Source organism: Pedobacter nutrimenti (assembly GCF_032678445.1).
Classification (GTDB): domain Bacteria; phylum Bacteroidota; class Bacteroidia; order Sphingobacteriales; family Sphingobacteriaceae; genus Pedobacter; species Pedobacter nutrimenti_A.
In genome coordinates this window covers 102,190-119,097 of the sequence record NZ_JAVTSQ010000006.1, presented here as the reverse complement: position 1 = coordinate 119,097, position 16,908 = coordinate 102,190, and the positions used below count along the sequence as shown (strand labels likewise).

At 39.1% G+C, this 16,908-nt stretch carries 16 protein-coding genes; 10 read left to right on the top strand and 6 right to left on the bottom strand.

The features are described 5' to 3' along the window. Positions 1–19: 19 nt before the first annotated feature. Positions 20–1,216, bottom strand: a complete 1,197-nt coding sequence (locus R2S08_RS12030; protein WP_316835406.1) for a FecR family protein — start codon at positions 1,214–1,216, stop codon at positions 20–22. A gap of 50 nt (positions 1,217–1,266) precedes the next feature. Continuing rightward, entirely contained in the window at positions 1,267–1,857 is a 591-nt protein-coding gene (locus R2S08_RS12025; RefSeq protein ID WP_316835405.1) for an RNA polymerase sigma-70 factor, read from the bottom strand. Positions 1,858–2,030: 173 nt separating this feature from the next. Here R2S08_RS12025 and R2S08_RS12020 point away from each other — a divergent pair, with 173 nt between their 5' ends. Next, on the top strand, positions 2,031–3,587 hold the full coding sequence (locus R2S08_RS12020; protein ID WP_316835404.1) for a carboxylesterase/lipase family protein: 1,557 nt from the start codon (positions 2,031–2,033) through the stop codon (positions 3,585–3,587). 33 nt (positions 3,588–3,620) lie between these two features. On the opposite strand, the gene R2S08_RS12015 is transcribed toward R2S08_RS12020, so the two are convergent. Continuing rightward, on the bottom strand, positions 3,621–4,007 hold the full coding sequence (locus tag R2S08_RS12015; protein ID WP_316835403.1) for a hypothetical protein: 387 nt from the start codon (positions 4,005–4,007) through the stop codon (positions 3,621–3,623). Positions 4,008–4,219: 212 nt separating this feature from the next. Between R2S08_RS12015 and R2S08_RS12010 the strand changes: the two genes are divergently transcribed. Together R2S08_RS12010 and R2S08_RS12005 are read left to right on the top strand one after the other, a co-directional pair. Next, positions 4,220–4,627: a helix-turn-helix transcriptional regulator gene (locus R2S08_RS12010; protein WP_316835402.1), complete on the top strand. Its 408-nt coding sequence runs from the start codon at positions 4,220–4,222 to the stop codon at positions 4,625–4,627. Positions 4,628–4,761: 134 nt separating this feature from the next. Then, on the top strand, positions 4,762–5,217 hold the full coding sequence (locus tag R2S08_RS12005; RefSeq protein ID WP_316835401.1) for an SRPBCC domain-containing protein: 456 nt from the start codon (positions 4,762–4,764) through the stop codon (positions 5,215–5,217). Positions 5,218–5,304: 87 nt separating this feature from the next. On the opposite strand, the gene R2S08_RS12000 is transcribed toward R2S08_RS12005, so the two are convergent. Then, positions 5,305–6,120, bottom strand: coding sequence for an alpha/beta hydrolase (locus R2S08_RS12000; protein WP_316835400.1), 816 nt, complete (start codon positions 6,118–6,120; stop codon positions 5,305–5,307). A gap of 274 nt (positions 6,121–6,394) precedes the next feature. Between R2S08_RS12000 and R2S08_RS11995 the strand changes: the two genes are divergently transcribed. After that, positions 6,395–6,790, top strand: a complete 396-nt coding sequence (locus R2S08_RS11995) for a DUF2809 domain-containing protein (protein WP_316835399.1) — start codon at positions 6,395–6,397, stop codon at positions 6,788–6,790. 163 nt (positions 6,791–6,953) lie between these two features. Here the strand turns inward: R2S08_RS11995 and R2S08_RS11990 are convergent, their stop codons facing one another. Next, on the bottom strand, positions 6,954–8,072 hold the full coding sequence (locus R2S08_RS11990) for an IS110 family transposase (protein ID WP_316835398.1): 1,119 nt from the start codon (positions 8,070–8,072) through the stop codon (positions 6,954–6,956). Between the two features lie 255 nt (positions 8,073–8,327). Between R2S08_RS11990 and R2S08_RS11985 the strand changes: the two genes are divergently transcribed. After that, positions 8,328–10,028, top strand: coding sequence for a serine hydrolase (locus tag R2S08_RS11985; protein ID WP_316835397.1), 1,701 nt, complete (start codon positions 8,328–8,330; stop codon positions 10,026–10,028). Here R2S08_RS11985 and R2S08_RS11980 read toward each other — a convergent pair. Continuing rightward, a complete protein-coding gene (locus tag R2S08_RS11980; RefSeq protein ID WP_316835396.1) occupies positions 9,994–11,850 on the bottom strand; it encodes a tetratricopeptide repeat-containing sensor histidine kinase in 1,857 nt (618 codons plus the stop codon). The two genes, R2S08_RS11985 and R2S08_RS11980, sit on opposite strands and share 35 nt — an antisense overlap. 195 nt (positions 11,851–12,045) lie before the next feature. Between R2S08_RS11980 and R2S08_RS11975 the strand changes: the two genes are divergently transcribed. From R2S08_RS11975 to R2S08_RS11955, 5 genes are all read left to right on the top strand, one after another. Beyond that, on the top strand, positions 12,046–12,480 hold the full coding sequence (locus R2S08_RS11975) for an acyl-CoA thioesterase (RefSeq protein ID WP_316835395.1): 435 nt from the start codon (positions 12,046–12,048) through the stop codon (positions 12,478–12,480). A gap of 175 nt (positions 12,481–12,655) precedes the next feature. Then, the gene (locus tag R2S08_RS11970) at positions 12,656–15,034 is read left to right on the top strand and encodes an ABC transporter permease (RefSeq protein WP_316835394.1); all 2,379 of its coding nucleotides are present in this window, start codon (positions 12,656–12,658) and stop codon (positions 15,032–15,034) included. Between the two features lie 233 nt (positions 15,035–15,267). Next, positions 15,268–15,735 (top strand): hypothetical protein, encoded by a 468-nt coding sequence (locus R2S08_RS11965; RefSeq protein ID WP_133778326.1) that lies wholly within the window; start codon positions 15,268–15,270, stop codon positions 15,733–15,735. A gap of 148 nt (positions 15,736–15,883) precedes the next feature. Further along, entirely contained in the window at positions 15,884–16,114 is a 231-nt protein-coding gene (locus R2S08_RS11960) for a hypothetical protein (protein WP_133778327.1), read from the top strand. Between the two features lie 87 nt (positions 16,115–16,201). Then, entirely contained in the window at positions 16,202–16,906 is a 705-nt protein-coding gene (locus R2S08_RS11955; protein ID WP_316835393.1) for a DUF2461 domain-containing protein, read from the top strand. Positions 16,907–16,908 lie beyond the last annotated feature (2 nt).

Here is a 16,908-nt window from a genome sequence, read left to right as displayed (position 1 = left end):
AAGGTTATAAGTTGGTTATTTATTGACTGGATATAATTACTTTGCCCTGGCTCTTTCCATCTCCATTCATATTGAATTTAACATGGAAATTGCTCAGGATCTTTAAAAAGGCTGATGCACTAACTTTTCTTGAAATCTCCCCGGTAAAATGTTGATCAGGTAATTTTCCTACATACACAACTTCTACGTTGTACCAGCGGGCAAATTCTGTCATTATCGTTTTAAGATCGGCATCTGTAAAGCTAAACAAGCCCTTTTGCCAAGCCAATGCAGCATCGGTATTATTCTCTGTAATGTCAATATGGTCATTTGTAAGCACCGATTGCTGACCTGGCTTAAGTGTGGTTACTTTGCGATCTGTTGGAGAAAGACCAGCGACACGTACACTTCCTTCAAAAAGTGTAGTTTTAGTAACAGCCTCTTCTTCATAGCTATTGATATTAAAATGAGTACCCAATACTTCTACGTATTGCTGTTTACTTTCAACAATGAACGGTTTTTTCTTATTCTTGGCAACCTCAAAATAGGCTTCTCCTGTTAATTGAACTCTCCTATCTCTGGCAACAAACTGAACCGGATATTTTAAAGATGATGCTGCATTTAGCCAAACCCTGGTGCCATCAGGTAAACTCACCTGAAATTGACCACCTTTTGGTGTAGCAATGGTATTGTATACTGTTTTTTGAGTTGTATTCCCTTCTAAAGCCTGGTATTTTACTTTATAAATGATCTGACCATCTTCTGTTTTTTCAATAACAACACCAGACTCCTGGGCAAGCTGCCCCTTACCCGAACCCGACAAAGGTATTGCAGAACCATCTCCCAACGTCAATATAGCTTTATTTCCACCAGGTGCAAGATCCTTTACAAAGGTGATCTGATTTTCCTTGTTGCTGCCTGAATACTGAAAAACAGCAACCATTCCAATGATAATCAGTATTGCAGCTGCTGTAATCCAATTCCATTTCTGTTTGCCTAATTTCTTATGGATAAGCTCTGCATTGTCCAGTCTGCGTTCCAATGTCCTGACAAAAGCAGGCGAAGGTAATTCAGTACTTTGATCTTCTGCTATACATTGTGCATACAAATCCATGCTGTTTTCTATTTCCTCGGATGAGGCCACATTTAACCATAAGAGAAATTCCTGGTGTTCAGAATCTGTATAAGCATTTGCAGCAAATTTCTTTATAAAATCAGAGGCTTTTTTCTGGTCCATATGTATTATGACGAATGAAAATCTTAAAAGACCCCTTTCGATGAAAAAAATTATAAGGCTTTTAAAAGGGCTAATAAAAGACCGGTAGATATGCCCCCGTGTTTATGCATATATTCCCTTACAAATGCAATTGAGGCATACAACTGTTTTTTGACAACAGATTTTGAAATAGACAGTTTATCTGCAATTTCGTCCAGAGACAAATCCTGTTCTGTACGCATTAAGAAGATTTCTCTTCTTTTTTCAGTTAAATTACTGATCGCCTCTTTAGATAAGGCCATATAATCTTTATGATCTATACTGTCGGATGTACTGTCTTCTATAGGCTCCGTTTCAGGACTAACCATTTTAATGATTCGATTCTCCGTTTGTAATCTTCTCAGATAATCCAAAAGCAAGTTCTTGGTTACACGGTACAGATAAGGTTTTAAATTTTGCACAGTAGAGAGTATAATCCTGTTTTCCCAGATCTTAACAAAAACATCCTGAACGATCTCCTCACTGGCTTCTTTGGATTTTAGGAACAGGAATACATGTCTGTAAAGTGGTTTGAAATAAAAGGTATAGAGCTGTGCATAAGCTTTCCTATCGCCACCTGAACAACGCAGCTTAATATCGTCCTCATCAAAACCTTCTTGCATTTTTTATTCTTAAATCAGAAAGGCCAATATTAAAGAATTTACCGCAGATTGCAAATACTTAGATTTTTCTTCTAATCAACTTTTCCGTTCCAGGCATTTATTTTCTTGCACTTATTTTGTCGTAGTAAACAAGTCAGAACAACAGGTGTCTCCACTTTTATTTCTATCTTGCTATGATGAGCAGAAAAATTCCAAAGTATATCTTCGCTATTTTATTTTTTTCAACCTACCATTCCTTTGCTCAGGCACCTGCAGATACAATTCAACTAAACGAGGGTCTGCTTGCAGGAACGAGTTCTCCCGATGGAAAGATTCTGGCATATAAAGGCATTCCATATGCAGCTCCTCCGGTTGGAGATTTAAGATGGAAAGCACCTCAAGCTCCAAAACATTGGCATGGAATAAAGACAGCCAATCAATATGGCAACAGCGCAATGCAAAGCACAGCGGCACGCAATCCCTGGACTGCCGAATTTATCAATGATCAACCGATTAGCGAGGATTGTCTCTATCTAAACATATGGGTACCGAAGCATAAAAAGGGAGAAAGTTTAGCAGTTTTGGTTTATATACACGGAGGTGGTTATGTTGAAGGTTCAGGATCCACTCCCATCTCTAACGGGGAAAACCTGGCAAGAAAAGGCATCATCGTTATCAATATCAATTACCGTCTCGGTATTTTTGGCTTTTTTGCCCACCCTGAACTTAGCAAAGAGTCTGAACATCACTCTTCAGGAAATTATGGTCTGATGGATCAACTGGCGGCCTTAAAATGGGTACAGAAAAATATAGCTTCGTTTGGAGGTGATCCAAAACGAGTAACAATTTGTGGCCAATCAGCAGGTGCAGGATGTGTGCATGACCTTATCGCATCCCCACTAACCAAAGATTTGATGAGTGGAGGTATTGCGCAAAGCGGGTCTGATTTAGTACCGCGAACCCCAATGCTCACTTTACAACAAGCAGAAAAAGTCTGTTCTGATTTCACGACTGGTTTGGGTATGTCTTCTCTAAAGCAGTTAAGAGATTTGTCTGCTGATAAACTACTTACCTTAACCAAAAAACTACCTGGTGTATTAAGACCAATCATAGATGGATGGTTTTTACCGGAAAGCGTTCCGAGCATATATCAGCAAGGGAAGCAGAACCCGATACCCGTTCTAACAGGCATAAATGCTGATGAAGGGAGCGCTAAATCAAACTATGGTAAAATATCTGCTGAAGAATTCCAAAAACAGTCCAGCCAATTCTACGGCGTACTCTACAAAGATTTTGAGCTCTTATACCCAGCTCGTACTGGTTCAGAAGCAAGTACATCGCAAATTGAAAGTGCGCGAGATTTTGGTTTGGCCTCAACTTATTTATGGGCTGTCGGTTATTCAAAAACAGCACATGCCTATACCTATTATTTTAACCGTGCCATTCCCTGGCCCGAATTTCCACAGTATGGTGCATTTCACTCCTCCGAAATCCCTTATATGTTTAACAATCTGAACAAGCTAATGCGTCCCTGGACTCCGGCTGATCAGCAGATATCCGAAATGATGTCTTCCTATTGGATTAATTTTGTCAATAAGGGTAATCCAAATGGACCTGGTTTGCCTTTATGGCCACCTGTTGAATCTAAAGTGGCCCAAACCTTGTATATTGATTTGAAGACAGAGCCTAAACTCGCTCTGCCTTCAAATAAAATGAAATTTTTTCAGTTATTTTTTGCTCAACAGCTATAAAAATGTCCTACGATGTGATTGGTTAACTAGCTTTTAGAAATTCATCATCGCAACAGACATATCTGCTCCTGCCGACATCGCTTGTTTTAATACTTTGTCTCCCATTAGAATTTTAACCGTCAGTACAGAATTCGCGTCAATGCCTTTAGCACTTGCATTAACCACACTTATGGACTTATATTCCTTAGTGAAAGACTTTTTATCAGACAAACTTTCTGATTGCGCATCACTGTTTCCATTGGCGACGGAAGATATACTGATCAATTCACCATTTTCGACAGTTACCTTTACATAGATCTTTTGATCTGGCACAACATTTTCCTTTTTATCAATCGTTGGATTATTTCCTTTACTACACGAAAAAAGGGAAAGTGTAGTCATGGAAAATACAAATAGTATTGTTTTTAGCGTTAATTTCATATAAATGGAAGATATAATTTCCAGCGAATATAGGCTAATTATTCATCATTTATCTTGTGATCAGGATTTTCAGGCCTTATAAGTTCAACACTTTCCGCTCTCAGAATTTGTTCTGCAGAAACAAGTTAAGATCACAACAAGGTTCTGAAGTCAAAAAATAAGAGTAAAATTTATATTTCCACAAATCGTAAAAATTTCTGATATTAGAAATTATGGCAAACACAACAGGAAAAAACATTCGCCACTTACGTCATAAAGCGGGGAAAAATCAAAAAGAAGTGGCCCGGAGACTAAACATATCCGTACCTGGATATTCAAAAATAGAAGCTGGTATAACAGACATTAGTATTAAACGCCTGCGCCAGATTGCCCGCTACTTCAAGGTCTCACCTGCCGAAATCCTCTCTGGAGTAGAAATAGATTCAAAATTACCGGAACAAAATATCATGAGCGAACTGCAGGCAAAACTTGAACATCGGGAACGGGAATTGTTTCAACTGCAAGTCAAAATTGTGGCTCTTTACAAAGAATTAAAAGAAGAAGCAAAAGCCAAAATAGTCCTGTTAATTTCATTTTTATCCTGTAGCCTACCAGATATATTTGATGGATTAACCATCTGATACCGAAATAACTATCCAACCACTTAGTGCAGTCGTTAAATTGTCCAAAACAACCCATTATAATGTCCATTTCAACCTATCCTGACGGCGTAGTTTGACACTAACTTTGCTAGTAACAATTGACAATAGAAAACATGGAAACAACCAATTTTACAACCAGCATACTGGTCGATCAATCTCCAAAAGAAGTTTTTGAAGCTGTAATAGCCCCCGAAAAGTGGTGGTCAGGAGACTTCCAGGGAAAGACAAAAGAATTAGGAGACGAATTTACCTATCGTTACAAGGATATCCATTATTCAAAGCAGGAAGTTACCGAGCTAATCCCCGATGAGAAAGTGATTTGGCAGGTTACCGAAAGCCAGCTTAACTTTCTTGAAGATAAAGCCGAATGGACGGGCACAAAAATAGTATTTGAGATTGCCCGGAAAGGTGATAAAACCCATCTGACCTTCACGCACGATGGTATACACCCTGAAGTTGAGTGTTACAGTGCCTGCTCTACAGCATGGGGACAGCTTATCAGCCAAAGTTTATTTAATTTGATCACTACCGGAACAACTGTGAAGCCTGTTTTAGACGAAAACGTTTAAAAGGATGAAAATAATATTCGGAGAAGGACGTATGTCCCTCTCCGATCTTCAACATAGAAAAACATATTTTCACACCATTTGATCTGGTTACTTTAAAAAACTATCGAGATAACTCAATATTGTTTTCGTCTGCATCATCAGACTGACATGTCCTTGTGACGGAACAATGGCCAATTGCGATTTTGGCATCACTCCAAAATCAGCACATACCGCACCCCCCAAAAGTTGATATGTTTTTATCAATTCCAATTTATCCAGTCCATCATTGTCACCTGCAATAATCAATACAGGCGCAGAAATTTTTGAAATATTAGAATCACCAAAGTCAAATGGCACCCGTGCTGAGTTGATCATCTGCTCTAAGAACTTTGTCCATTTTGTTTTATCAGGTGCCACGGCATCGTATGCAGCTTGCATAGGACTATTCAAAAACAGTTCTGGCTTCATACTTTTAAATGCATTGTTTATCTGAGGCATCCACCCACTACTCTTATAAGTAGAAGAAATGATCACTAGTTTTCTTAACCGTTTTGGGTATTGTATCGCAAATTTGTAAGCGACAGCGCCCCCAAAACTATATCCAGCTACATCAGCACTATCAATTTTCAGGTAATCCATTACTCCCTCCACGTCATTAGCCAACGTAGCATGGTCTAATTTTCTGTCTGAAAAAGGCGTATGTCCATGTCCCTGTAATTCGATGGCAATAACTTTTCGTGTTTTCGACAATTCAGGTATTAACTGCCCCCAGTTCATCTCAATGGTCATGAAAGCACCATGCAGTAAAATAATAGGTTTACCCTCACCATATACTTCGTAAAACACTTTGGTGCCATTAACAGCTGCGTAGCCGCTGCCAGAAGGTTTAACTTGTTGTCCCTCAGATTGCGATGCTGTAAACATAATAATTGCGATTAGTAGTAGTGATTTAAGGATAGTAATTGTTTTGAATAAGTTTCTCATAGCGGTTTTTTATTTAGTTAGCATGAACAATACAAAGATGCAAAGCATTTCAAAATTTGATACAGGGCACAAACGACAACATCAGGGTGAATCCCGACAATTCGTATTATTTCAAGAAAAATGGTGATAAAAATAATTGGTTGAGAAATCATTACTTAATTTACATTCTAAAGCACAAACCATTCAAACGATAAGTTGAATTATGAATAATAAGATGAAAGCAGAAATCAGAATGAGATTAATCTATGTATTATTAATCCTAACCGTTATCATTTTGGGTCTGTTATCCAGAAAAACAGCAATGATCCCACTCATCGTTGGTGACATACTATATGCAATAATGATGTTCCTCATCGTTAGATTCTTCCTCCTTAGATCAAGTTATAAAAACATTGCGCTAATTAGTTTATCCATCTGTTACCTGATCGAAATTAGCCAGCTTTATAGCGCCCCCTGGATAGATCAGGTCAGAAACACGACATTAGGTGCATTAGTATTGGGGCGTGGATTTCTCTGGAGTGATATGCTTGCCTACACTATAGGCGTTGCGATCTGTATGCTGACAACACCGTATTTGCCAAAGCAAAAAAATACGACCAATACCCATTAACTTATATCTGCATCCATTTCTGCAACCGGATGTGCGCCCTGAAAAATATGTTTTACTGATCAAGCCTCAGAATCTGTAAGATTCTGTGTTAATTTTCAACTGAAATGTTATTTTTTTACTTTTGTTTACTTAAGGCGGTCCTGAACCAGCCTGCATAGCGCACTTATACATTCTGTATTTGTGCGCTATCTTCTTTGATCAAAAATAGCTTATCATATTTGTTCCGGCTCTTGTAGAGCGTATAAATCATTTCTAACATTTTTCGCTGCACCGCAACAAGGCCTTTCAGCTTTATACCTGATCTTGAGACTATCCTTGCATATACAGACTTGAACCGATCATCCCATTTTACCGCGGATAGACTGGGTAGATACATGGCCTTTCTTAGGCTCCTATTCCCTTTTTTGGATATCCGCGACTTGCCATTCACCGATGTTCCCGATTGCTTTTCTCTAACGTCCAGTCCGGCGTAGCTGGTGAGCTGTTTCTTGCTACGAATGAGTTCAAACCCATTGGTTTCTGCCAGCACGATGGTCGCGGTCAATCTTCCCACCCCTGGTATGCTTGTGATAAGGTTAATTTCCTCTTCAAGCGAAGCATCCATACTGATAAGCTCCTCAATATCCTTTTTCACCTCTGTTTCCTGTCCGTTGAGCAAGGCTATCCTTAACTTAAGCCGATCGATGCTCTTCTGGTAGGGATAGGCTTCGGACTGCTCGGCATGAAGTTGATTCTTTACCATCGATCTTTCATGTACAATCTGGTCTCGCTCACGGGTAAGCTGCTGAAGACGCCTATAAACCTCTTTTGGTTTATGCCAACAATCCAACTTGCGCTCCAGTCCAAACTGGGCTATAGCCCTGGAACAGCTCCGGTCAGTAATCGTCTTATGATCCAGCGTACGCATGTAGTTGCTGGTCTTGTTGGGAAGGATAATGCTTACATCATGTCCATTTTCATCCAAATAGTAGGCAAACTTTTGGTGGTACACACCAGTAGCCTCCATAACGAAGCTAACGCACACACTCCCATCGGTTAATTTATCTACCCACCTCATCAGCGCTTTTATTCCCCCATCGCTGTTAACGAAAACCTTGTGCGCATACAGCTCTATAGAAAAATCACCTAAAGTCCGACCAAGGGTCACTACCAATTCTTTTTGGGCAACATCAATCCCAACAACCTGTTTTAATACGCTCATCATATTATCATTCCTAAAATTATAATTAATGAATCTCCCTCCGTTTTTTCTCCTGATCGGATATCCTGGATACTCTGACATGCAAAGTTCCTTACATTCTGTTCAAACTCGAAAAGATCAAAAAGAGTGAGGCAATATCTTACAGTCAATATGCCTGAATAGCTATTTAGATTCATGATGTGCTCTCACCCTTCTATCAATTATATTTACAAAATTAGTTATTCTGTAAACATAGGAGATTCAGCTAGATCAGAAAACATATTTTTAAATCTTTACAAAACCATTGAAATCAGTAAATTCGGATGGTAAAGTACAGGTAAACCAAAGAACCTCAGAATGATGAAATCAGCCAGGTTAACGATGCTTCTAATTTTATTATCCCTAACCGCTGTACGTGCGCAGCAAAAACAAGCGCAAATAGAGCAGATGATGAAACGCACAGGTATACCAGGGCTTTCGCTGGTTTACATTAAGAACGGAAAGGTGAATGAAATATACCATCTCGGATTGCGCAGCAATGACACAAAGCTTCCGGTTGATTCAGAAACAGTATTTTCTGCTGCTTCGCTGAGTAAATCTGTATTTGCTTATGGGGTGCTTCATCTGGTTGAACAAGGTAAACTAAACCTGGATAAACCTTTGTATCAATATTACGATTACCCTGACTTAAAAGACGAAGTCTATTTTCACCAACTTACGGCCCGTCATGTGTTAAGCCATACTTCCGGACTGCCCAACTGGCGGAATGGTGAGCACTTGAAATTTCTCCACCAACCAGGTAAACGTTTCGGATATTCTGGAGAAGGGTTCGTCTTTCTGGCTAAGGTGGTAGAGAAAATAACTGGACAGGATCTGGAAAGCTGGATGCAGCAAACTGTATTTAAACCTCTTGGAATGCAGAGAACGTCATACGTATGGCAGAAAGCTTTTGATAATGACTATGCTATACCGCACATTGACATTGGTTTAACGGATTCAAGATATTTTCCTGCCAATACAAATTCTGCAGCATCTTTACAAACAACAGGTATAGATTATAGTAAATTCCTGATGGCCTTACTAAATAAACAGGGGTTAAAAGGAAGCACATTTAAAATGCTATTTCAACCACAATCAAACAGCCAGGTAGATTCTGCTTTTAAAGAACTGTCATGGGGTTTAGGCATTGGTCAACAATTTTCCGCCGGTGAACATGCCTTCTGGCAATGGGGCGATAATGGAACATTTAAAGCCTATCTGATAGGCTATCCAGATAAAAAAGAAGGTTTAGTCTACTTCGCGAATAGTGATGCCGGATTGGCCATAGCGAAAGATTTGCTGAATCTGTTTTTTAACAAGCCACAGCCTGCCATTAATTGGCTTGATCAGGATGCGACAGGTTTAACAGAATTTGAAGCATTAAACAGGCTGACATCTGACTATTTTAATCAGGCTATGGCTCCCTTCTTACAATATGGCACCAATCATCAGGACACGACTTTACTACCTGAAGCCAAAATGAATTTTCTTGGCAGACGCTTGATTGAGCTTAAAAAAACAGAAACTGCAGAGCAGGTATTCAATATGAATTTAATAGCCTATCCGGCATCTTCAGGAGCTTATGCGGGTCTTGGTGAAATACAACTCCGTTCAGGACAAAGAAAACTGGCACAGCAATCTTTTTTAAAAGCTTATGATTTAGATCCCCGACATCCCCAAACCCGTGAACTGGCGAAACGTTTGGACGCTGGCCCTATAGACCAGGATGCTGTTAAGAATAGTAAACTGACCATTTTTAAACTTCCAACTTATGTAAGTGCCAAAATGGTAAGCCTGGCTGGAACCTTCAACAACTGGGATGAAATGAGAAATCCGATGCGTTGGATTGATGGCGCATGGACCCTTGCCTTAGATTTAAAGCCAGGAAGATATGAGTATAAATTTGTCGTAGACGGCGTTTGGATTCCAGATCCGAACAACAAGAAAATCAAAGAAGGGGATTTCAATTCAGTTATAGAAGTACCTAACTTGCAAAAGGAAGGTCTACAAAAAAAGTAGTCTGGTCTCCTGGGCTGCTTTCAAACCAAATTGATCCGCTATGTGCCTCTACAATCTGTTTAGAGATGGCTAAGCCCAAGCCGAAGGCTTGTTCTCCTGCTGTACCCGTTCTTTTTGCATCGGTAAACATATCAAATATCCTGTCCTTCATTTCAGGTGGTATACCAATACCATGATCTTTTACAGAAATCAAAACACTCTCTTCTTTTGGGGCCATCTGTATATCAATAACACCTCCTTCAGGACTAAATTTGATGGCATTTGCAATCAGGTTACTCATCACCCGCCATAACTTCTCTCTGTTTGCAGGTACACTTAATGGCCATGTTTGAAGTTTGATCTCCTGCCCTTTCGCTTCCGCTTTGTTCTGAAGCAGAGATACGCAATACTGCAACATCTCTCCAATATCAACTGGTTCCTTTGTGAGTTCTTCTGTTTTAAACTGTGTCTGTAATAGATCGCTCACCAGTTCAAGTGAATTTTGACTGGCCTCTTTGATCATTTCCAGCATGGTCCGCTCTTCTTCATCTCTGTTCGGATGATCCAGCATTATACCGGCAAGAGAAGTAATCGCTCCAATTGGATTCCTCAGATCGTGCGCGGCAATTTTCATCATTCTGGTATTATCATTCTGACTTTGCTCGAGTGCTACGAGCGTCTCTCTCATTTGCGAGTTTTGGTTAATAATCTGTTTATTTAAATGTTTTACGCGTTTTAAGTTATGCCTGATAACAAGTAACACCGAGACAGCCAGAAAACAAGCCAATACCACCAATATCAGTAAGACATTTTGATATTTAGAACGTTGTTTTAAGGATTTTATCTGTTCTTCCTTCAACGCATAGTCCAGGTAATCTACACCGGATTCGTTATTTATCTTCTGTTGATCATCATGTACTCTGATCAGTTGTTTACTATAATCTGAAGCTTTAACATTATCACCTGCTGATGTATAAAGATCAAATAGTTTTCTGGCCAATAGTTCATTATAAATGAGGTAGCCGTTTTTTTCAGAAATATCAAGCCCCTGCTGATAATACTTTGCTGCTTTTACCGGATCCGTTTTGATCAACTGATCGCCCATATCAATCAGCATATCCATACTCACATAATAGAGTCTTTCCTTCAACGTCTCTCTAATTGTGGTATCCAACAGTGCCAAACCTTCCGCCCTGTTGCCATGGGCAATCCTATCATCAGCGATCAGTTGCCCAATGGCAACTAAAGTTCTTTCGTCCTTATATCTTATAGCAATATTTCTTGCTTTATTCAGATAATACCTCATTGAATCCCGGCCAAACGCCGTGGGATATAACAACAAATAGTTATAGATGACAAGAGACATAATGGAATCCTTGCTCAATTTGCTTCCCTCTTTTAAACTCGCCTTAAACCACTGTTTTGCCTTATCGTCTTTCCCAATTTCCTGATAGACCATCCCAATATTCATCAGGGTTTGTACACTATTTACAGAATCTTTTTGTTTTTTATACAGTTGGTATGCATCATTGTAATAGCGAAGTGCAAGTTGGGTATTGCCTTTCAAATCAAAAAAAATTCCCAGATTGTTTAGTGCATCGGCCTCACCCTTTTTATATTTAAGACGCCAGGCCATTTCTCTTGCCTTTTTACCATAATAAAATGTGCTGTCTACGTTTCGCTCATACATGAGCATGCCGATCCTGTTGATTGCATCAATATAAGGTAAGCTGTCTTTGATTCTTGGTAACGATGCTTTAAGATTATCCAGCTCATCAGGCTGAGCATTACAAATGCCTTCGGCGAAAAGCAGGATAAGACAAAACAACAAGGTTCTTCTCATTAGATGGGAATTTACATAACAAAGAGTGATTGATATAAAGATAAACTTATTTAAAACATTTTTTTAGAATACCTCTCTAAAAATCAGCACCACCACATTCCCCAGCATAAATACTGCCATTGCTTTTACCTAACAATGACGAGGTCGTTTATCTAAATACTAACTCAAAGAGTATATTTGACTTCAGTAAATACGATGAAGAGTATGAAAAACCTGAGTTTAAGATGGTCAGACCTGGACCCTAATTTTCACTTGCGCCATAGCAGTTATTATGATCTGGCGGCACAGGAAAGAATTGAAATATTGAATGAATATGGAATTACCATAGACCTGATGAAGGCCGAGAACGTTGGACCTGTTCTCTTCAAAGAACAATGTGAGTTTAAGAGAGAGATCCATCTCCATTCCAAAATACATATCATAACCAAACTACTGAAGATGAAACAAGATGGTTCTTTCTGGGTCATCCAGCATGAATTTCTCTCAGAAGACAATACACTGCATGCACTAATTAAAGTGGAGGGCGCATGGATCGATACCATCAAAAGAAGATTGGCCAGGCCTGTTCCCGATGCTATATTTTCTGGATTGGATAAGTTTCCAAAAGCGGAGGATTTTGAATTTGCATAATAAGAGGGGACTCTACAGCTATCCTTCTGTTCATTTGTGCACAACAAGTGTTCGGTTTCGGTCACCATATATCAGGTAAAGCACTCAATACAGCTTCTGAAGCAGGTAAATTGATTGTGGTGTAATATTGGCACAGCTTTAGAAAAACCAGCCAATACCTTGTAAATATACACCTATGTTCAAATTAAACCTTAAAATTGCATTACGAAACCTATTCAAAAATGGTGTTTCTTCTATTATCAATGTGATTGGGCTGGCCATCGGACTAGCTGCCTGCTTTCTCTTGTTGCTATATGTATCGTATGAATGGAATTTTGACAAGCAGGCAAAAAGTGCCGCTGATGTTTATGTTGCAATGACGAATGTAAATGACGACAGTGGAAAAATCGTCGCAACCTTTGATGGCACGACAACTGCATTTGCTCCCCTGGTAAAGCAAGGAATTCCAGAAGTTAAATACATTGCACGAATGAACTATGGCTCCAGAAAACTAATTGCAAACGGTCAAAACACCTTTAAGAAACAGGCTAAGTTTGCAGAGCCTGATCTGCTGAACATATATGATTACACTTTTATTCACGGCAATCCCAAAACCGCTTTAAATAGTCAAGAATCAGTTATCTTAACAGAAAGCATGGCAAGGACGCTATTTGGTTCTACAGATGTATTGGGAAAATCTGTGAAATATGAAGCACAAAATGAGTTGATTGTTTCTGCAGTAATTAAAGATCTGCCCGAAAACAGTTCCAACAGATTTGATTTTCTAATGCCCTGGTCATTCTATGAAACGGTGAATCCAGATGCAAGAGGATTGAACTGGAATAATTATAGTTTTACAACATTAATCCGACTAAACTCTGGCTCCGATATCCAGTCGGTTAACAAAAAACTGGATGATCTGATCAAGCGTAATCAACATATCAGCTCAGGTGTCATACCGCACTTTATTTATCCCTTATCCGATATGCATTTGCATGGCAAATTTAAAAATGGAAAGAGTATTGGTGGAGGAATCGATCAGATCTGGCTTTTTACAGGTTTGGCCTTTGGAATTCTGTTGATTGCCTGTGTTAATTTTATGAATATGGCCACTGCAAAATCAGAGAAACGGGCGAAAGAAGTCGGTATCAAGAAGACAATTGGAGCTACAAGAGCTTCACTAATCCTTCAGTTCCTGATTGAATCAATGGTCCTGGCAGTCATTAGTATCATAATTGCGCTTGCGTTAGTAGAAGCATTTCTGCCGGCCTTCAACCATTTGTTAAATATCAGCATGAATATTTCCTACTTCAATTTATACAATTGGGTCAGCTTGCTCGGAATCGTTTTGGTTACAGGATTGGTTGCGGGAAGCTATCCTGCATTTTACCTGTCTTCATTTAATCCCGTACAGGTATTAAAAGGAAAAATCCCAGGGAGTTCCTGGCTTTCTGTAAATCTGAGGCAGATATTAATAGTGGGTCAGTTTTGTTTTACTGTATTGCTGATCATATCAACTATGGTAATCTATAAGCAGATACAATACATAAAAAACCGGCCAATCGGCAGCAATGTGAATGCCCTGGCAGAAATGCCCCAGGATGGAGATTTACAATTGAAATATGAATTATTCAAAGAACAACTCCTTAAATCTGGCGCGGTTTCCAGTGTTTGCCAGTCATCGGTATCTCTGGTACATCACAGTTCCTTTATTAAAAATGTACAATGGCCAGGTGCCACTCCTGCCGAAAGTGACATTCTATTTAACCGGGTTGGTACAACCTACGATTTTATCAAAACCAATGGCCTCAAACTGCAGAGTGGCAGGGATTTTTCAAAACAATATGCTTCGGATACCGCGGGCGTATTGATCAGTGCCACTGCGGTTAAAGCGATGAATCTAAAACAACCTATAGGCACAACCCTTAAACTCGCCGGTCAGGAGAAAAAGGTTATAGGCGTATTTGAAGATTATGTATGGGATTCTCCTTATAAGTCCAATACACCGCTCCTGATTTCGTTTGATAAAGATTATACAGGCTATATTACAATGCGCCTTAACTCTACGGGCAGTCTGCAAAAAAATATAGAAATTGTAACCAGGATCACAAAGGAACTCAATCCATCTTATCCGGTTGAACTGCGTTTCACAAGTACAGTATATGAGGAAATGATGCAAAAAGAGCAAAAACTCGGCATTCTATCCAATATTTTCGGCGGTCTGGCCGTTTTTATCTCTTGTATGGGTTTGTATGGACTGGTTGCTTTCAGTGCAGCCCAAAGGACTAAAGAATTTGGCATCAGAAAGGTCCTAGGTGCCTCCGCATCACATTTAATGCAGCTGCTTTCCCAGTCCTTCCTGAAAATGATCTGCATGGCAATATTTATATCGGTCCCGCTGTCCTATTACCTGATGGACAAATGGCTTCAAAATTTTGAATTCCGTACTTCAATTTCCTGGTGGGTAATTGTTGCTGCTGCTACATTAACTTTAGGTATCGCACTGCTTACCATAAGTTTTCAGTCTTATAAAAGTGCTGTAACAGATCCGGCAGAGGCTTTAAAATATGAATAACTCTACAGATACATTAGATAACCATATGGCTGAATGCAGGCCATGATTTCAGAAATCGACTCAACGATCCTTACTTTTGAAGAAAAATATTGGGACGAATGAATACAGCAACCAAACAGCTGAATACGGCAGGATTAGTAGTCATGAAACAAGGAAAACTCTATCATTTGTTCTAAGATTTTCCTATCTGGTCTGATTTTTGTAAAAAGCAGACAAATAATCTATTTATACACATGAAAAAGAAAACCAACTTAACCATTGCGCTGATTGCGATTGTATTCACCTCATTTACAACAAGACTACATGCTCAATCGGCGAAAGTAACGCTCTCTCCTGAATTACTCATCCCGTTTAGTAAAGCGTACAACGTAGGTATTGGTGGTATTTTAGAAGCAGAATGGCCAGCAGAACGCAAATTAGGTTTAACATTAGCTACAGGTGTTGAAACCTTGTTTCCAAAACATGACTGGTATGAGAATTATACCTTTTTACCCTTAAAAGGTGGAATTAAGTATTATGTTGACAAGCAATTCTTTTTGAACTTCAATTTAGGTGCAGCTGTTGGATTTAACGGCTACGGTACAAACTTCTTAGTTGGAGGTGGTATTGGTTATAAAGTGAATAACCGTATTGATCTGGGCTTCAGAATTGAAGATGCAGGTACCTCTTATGCGGCCTTAAAAGTTGGCTTCAGATTATAATCTAAGCTTAAAATTTATCATCCCGGCCCGGCTGGGATGATAAATTATTCGATTTTACCTATATTTTACTCCATAGAATTTCTCTTTTCCGAATTTATTCAGTTTGTTCATTAGGCAGAAGCACGGAATTTTCTATATTTGCAGCCTCATGAGTTTACCCCTTCGCATTACGTATAAAGATACCGATATTAATTTTTCTATTTTAGGAGAAAAGCCTTCTTCTAACACCAACGAAATCAATATTTTACTCCATGGAAAAGAGTTAAAACTAATCCGTTCAGATAAGACCTGGAACCTTAGTGATACAGAAGAAGAAAGCCTGGACCGGGAATTGATCAATGCAATCGGTAAAGCCATTTCCCTTCGCTATAGGTTTTAGAACTACTATTTCCGACCATTGTTATAATCTTTTGACAATAAATTCCTAAATATGGTATAAATTAGATGCCATACAGAATTTCATGATATGTCAGAAACAGCTGCGCAACAATTTTCGGAATTAGCCCCCTCTGCTTTTGGTTTCTTAAATACACTTAAGAAAAACAACAACAGGGAGTGGTTCAATGAACATAAAACAGAATTTCAGGAAGAACAAAAGTCTATTGAGATATTTGCAGATGCATTGCTGGAGAAATTATCATCTCACGATGTAATTGAAACCGCATCAGGCAAAAAGAGCTTATACCGGATCTATCGTGATACACGTTTTTCGAAAGATAAAACACCTTATAAATCCCATTGGAGCGGCAGTTTTAAGCGGGCAACCAAATATCGCAGAGGTGGATATTATTTTCATATTGAACCAGGAAATAGTTTTGTTGGCGGAGGTTTCTGGGGGCCTGTACCGGAAGATCTTAAACTTATCAGAGATGATATAGCTTTTGATCCCTCCTCTTTGAGAAAAATACTTGCTGACCCCGCATTTCTTTCCCTTTTTGGAACCTTACATGGAGAACAACTTAAAACAACACCTAAAGGTTATGATCCCAGCCACGAAGCCATTGATTTACTTCGCCATAAGCAATTTCTGATTTCCAGAAAGTTTTCAGACAAAGAAGTATTGAGTAAAAACTTTCTGGAAGAGGTGAACCGTACTTTCATGGGTATGCGGCCATTTTTCGATTATATGAGTGAAGTACTCACAACTGATATCAACGGCTTACCAATATAGTC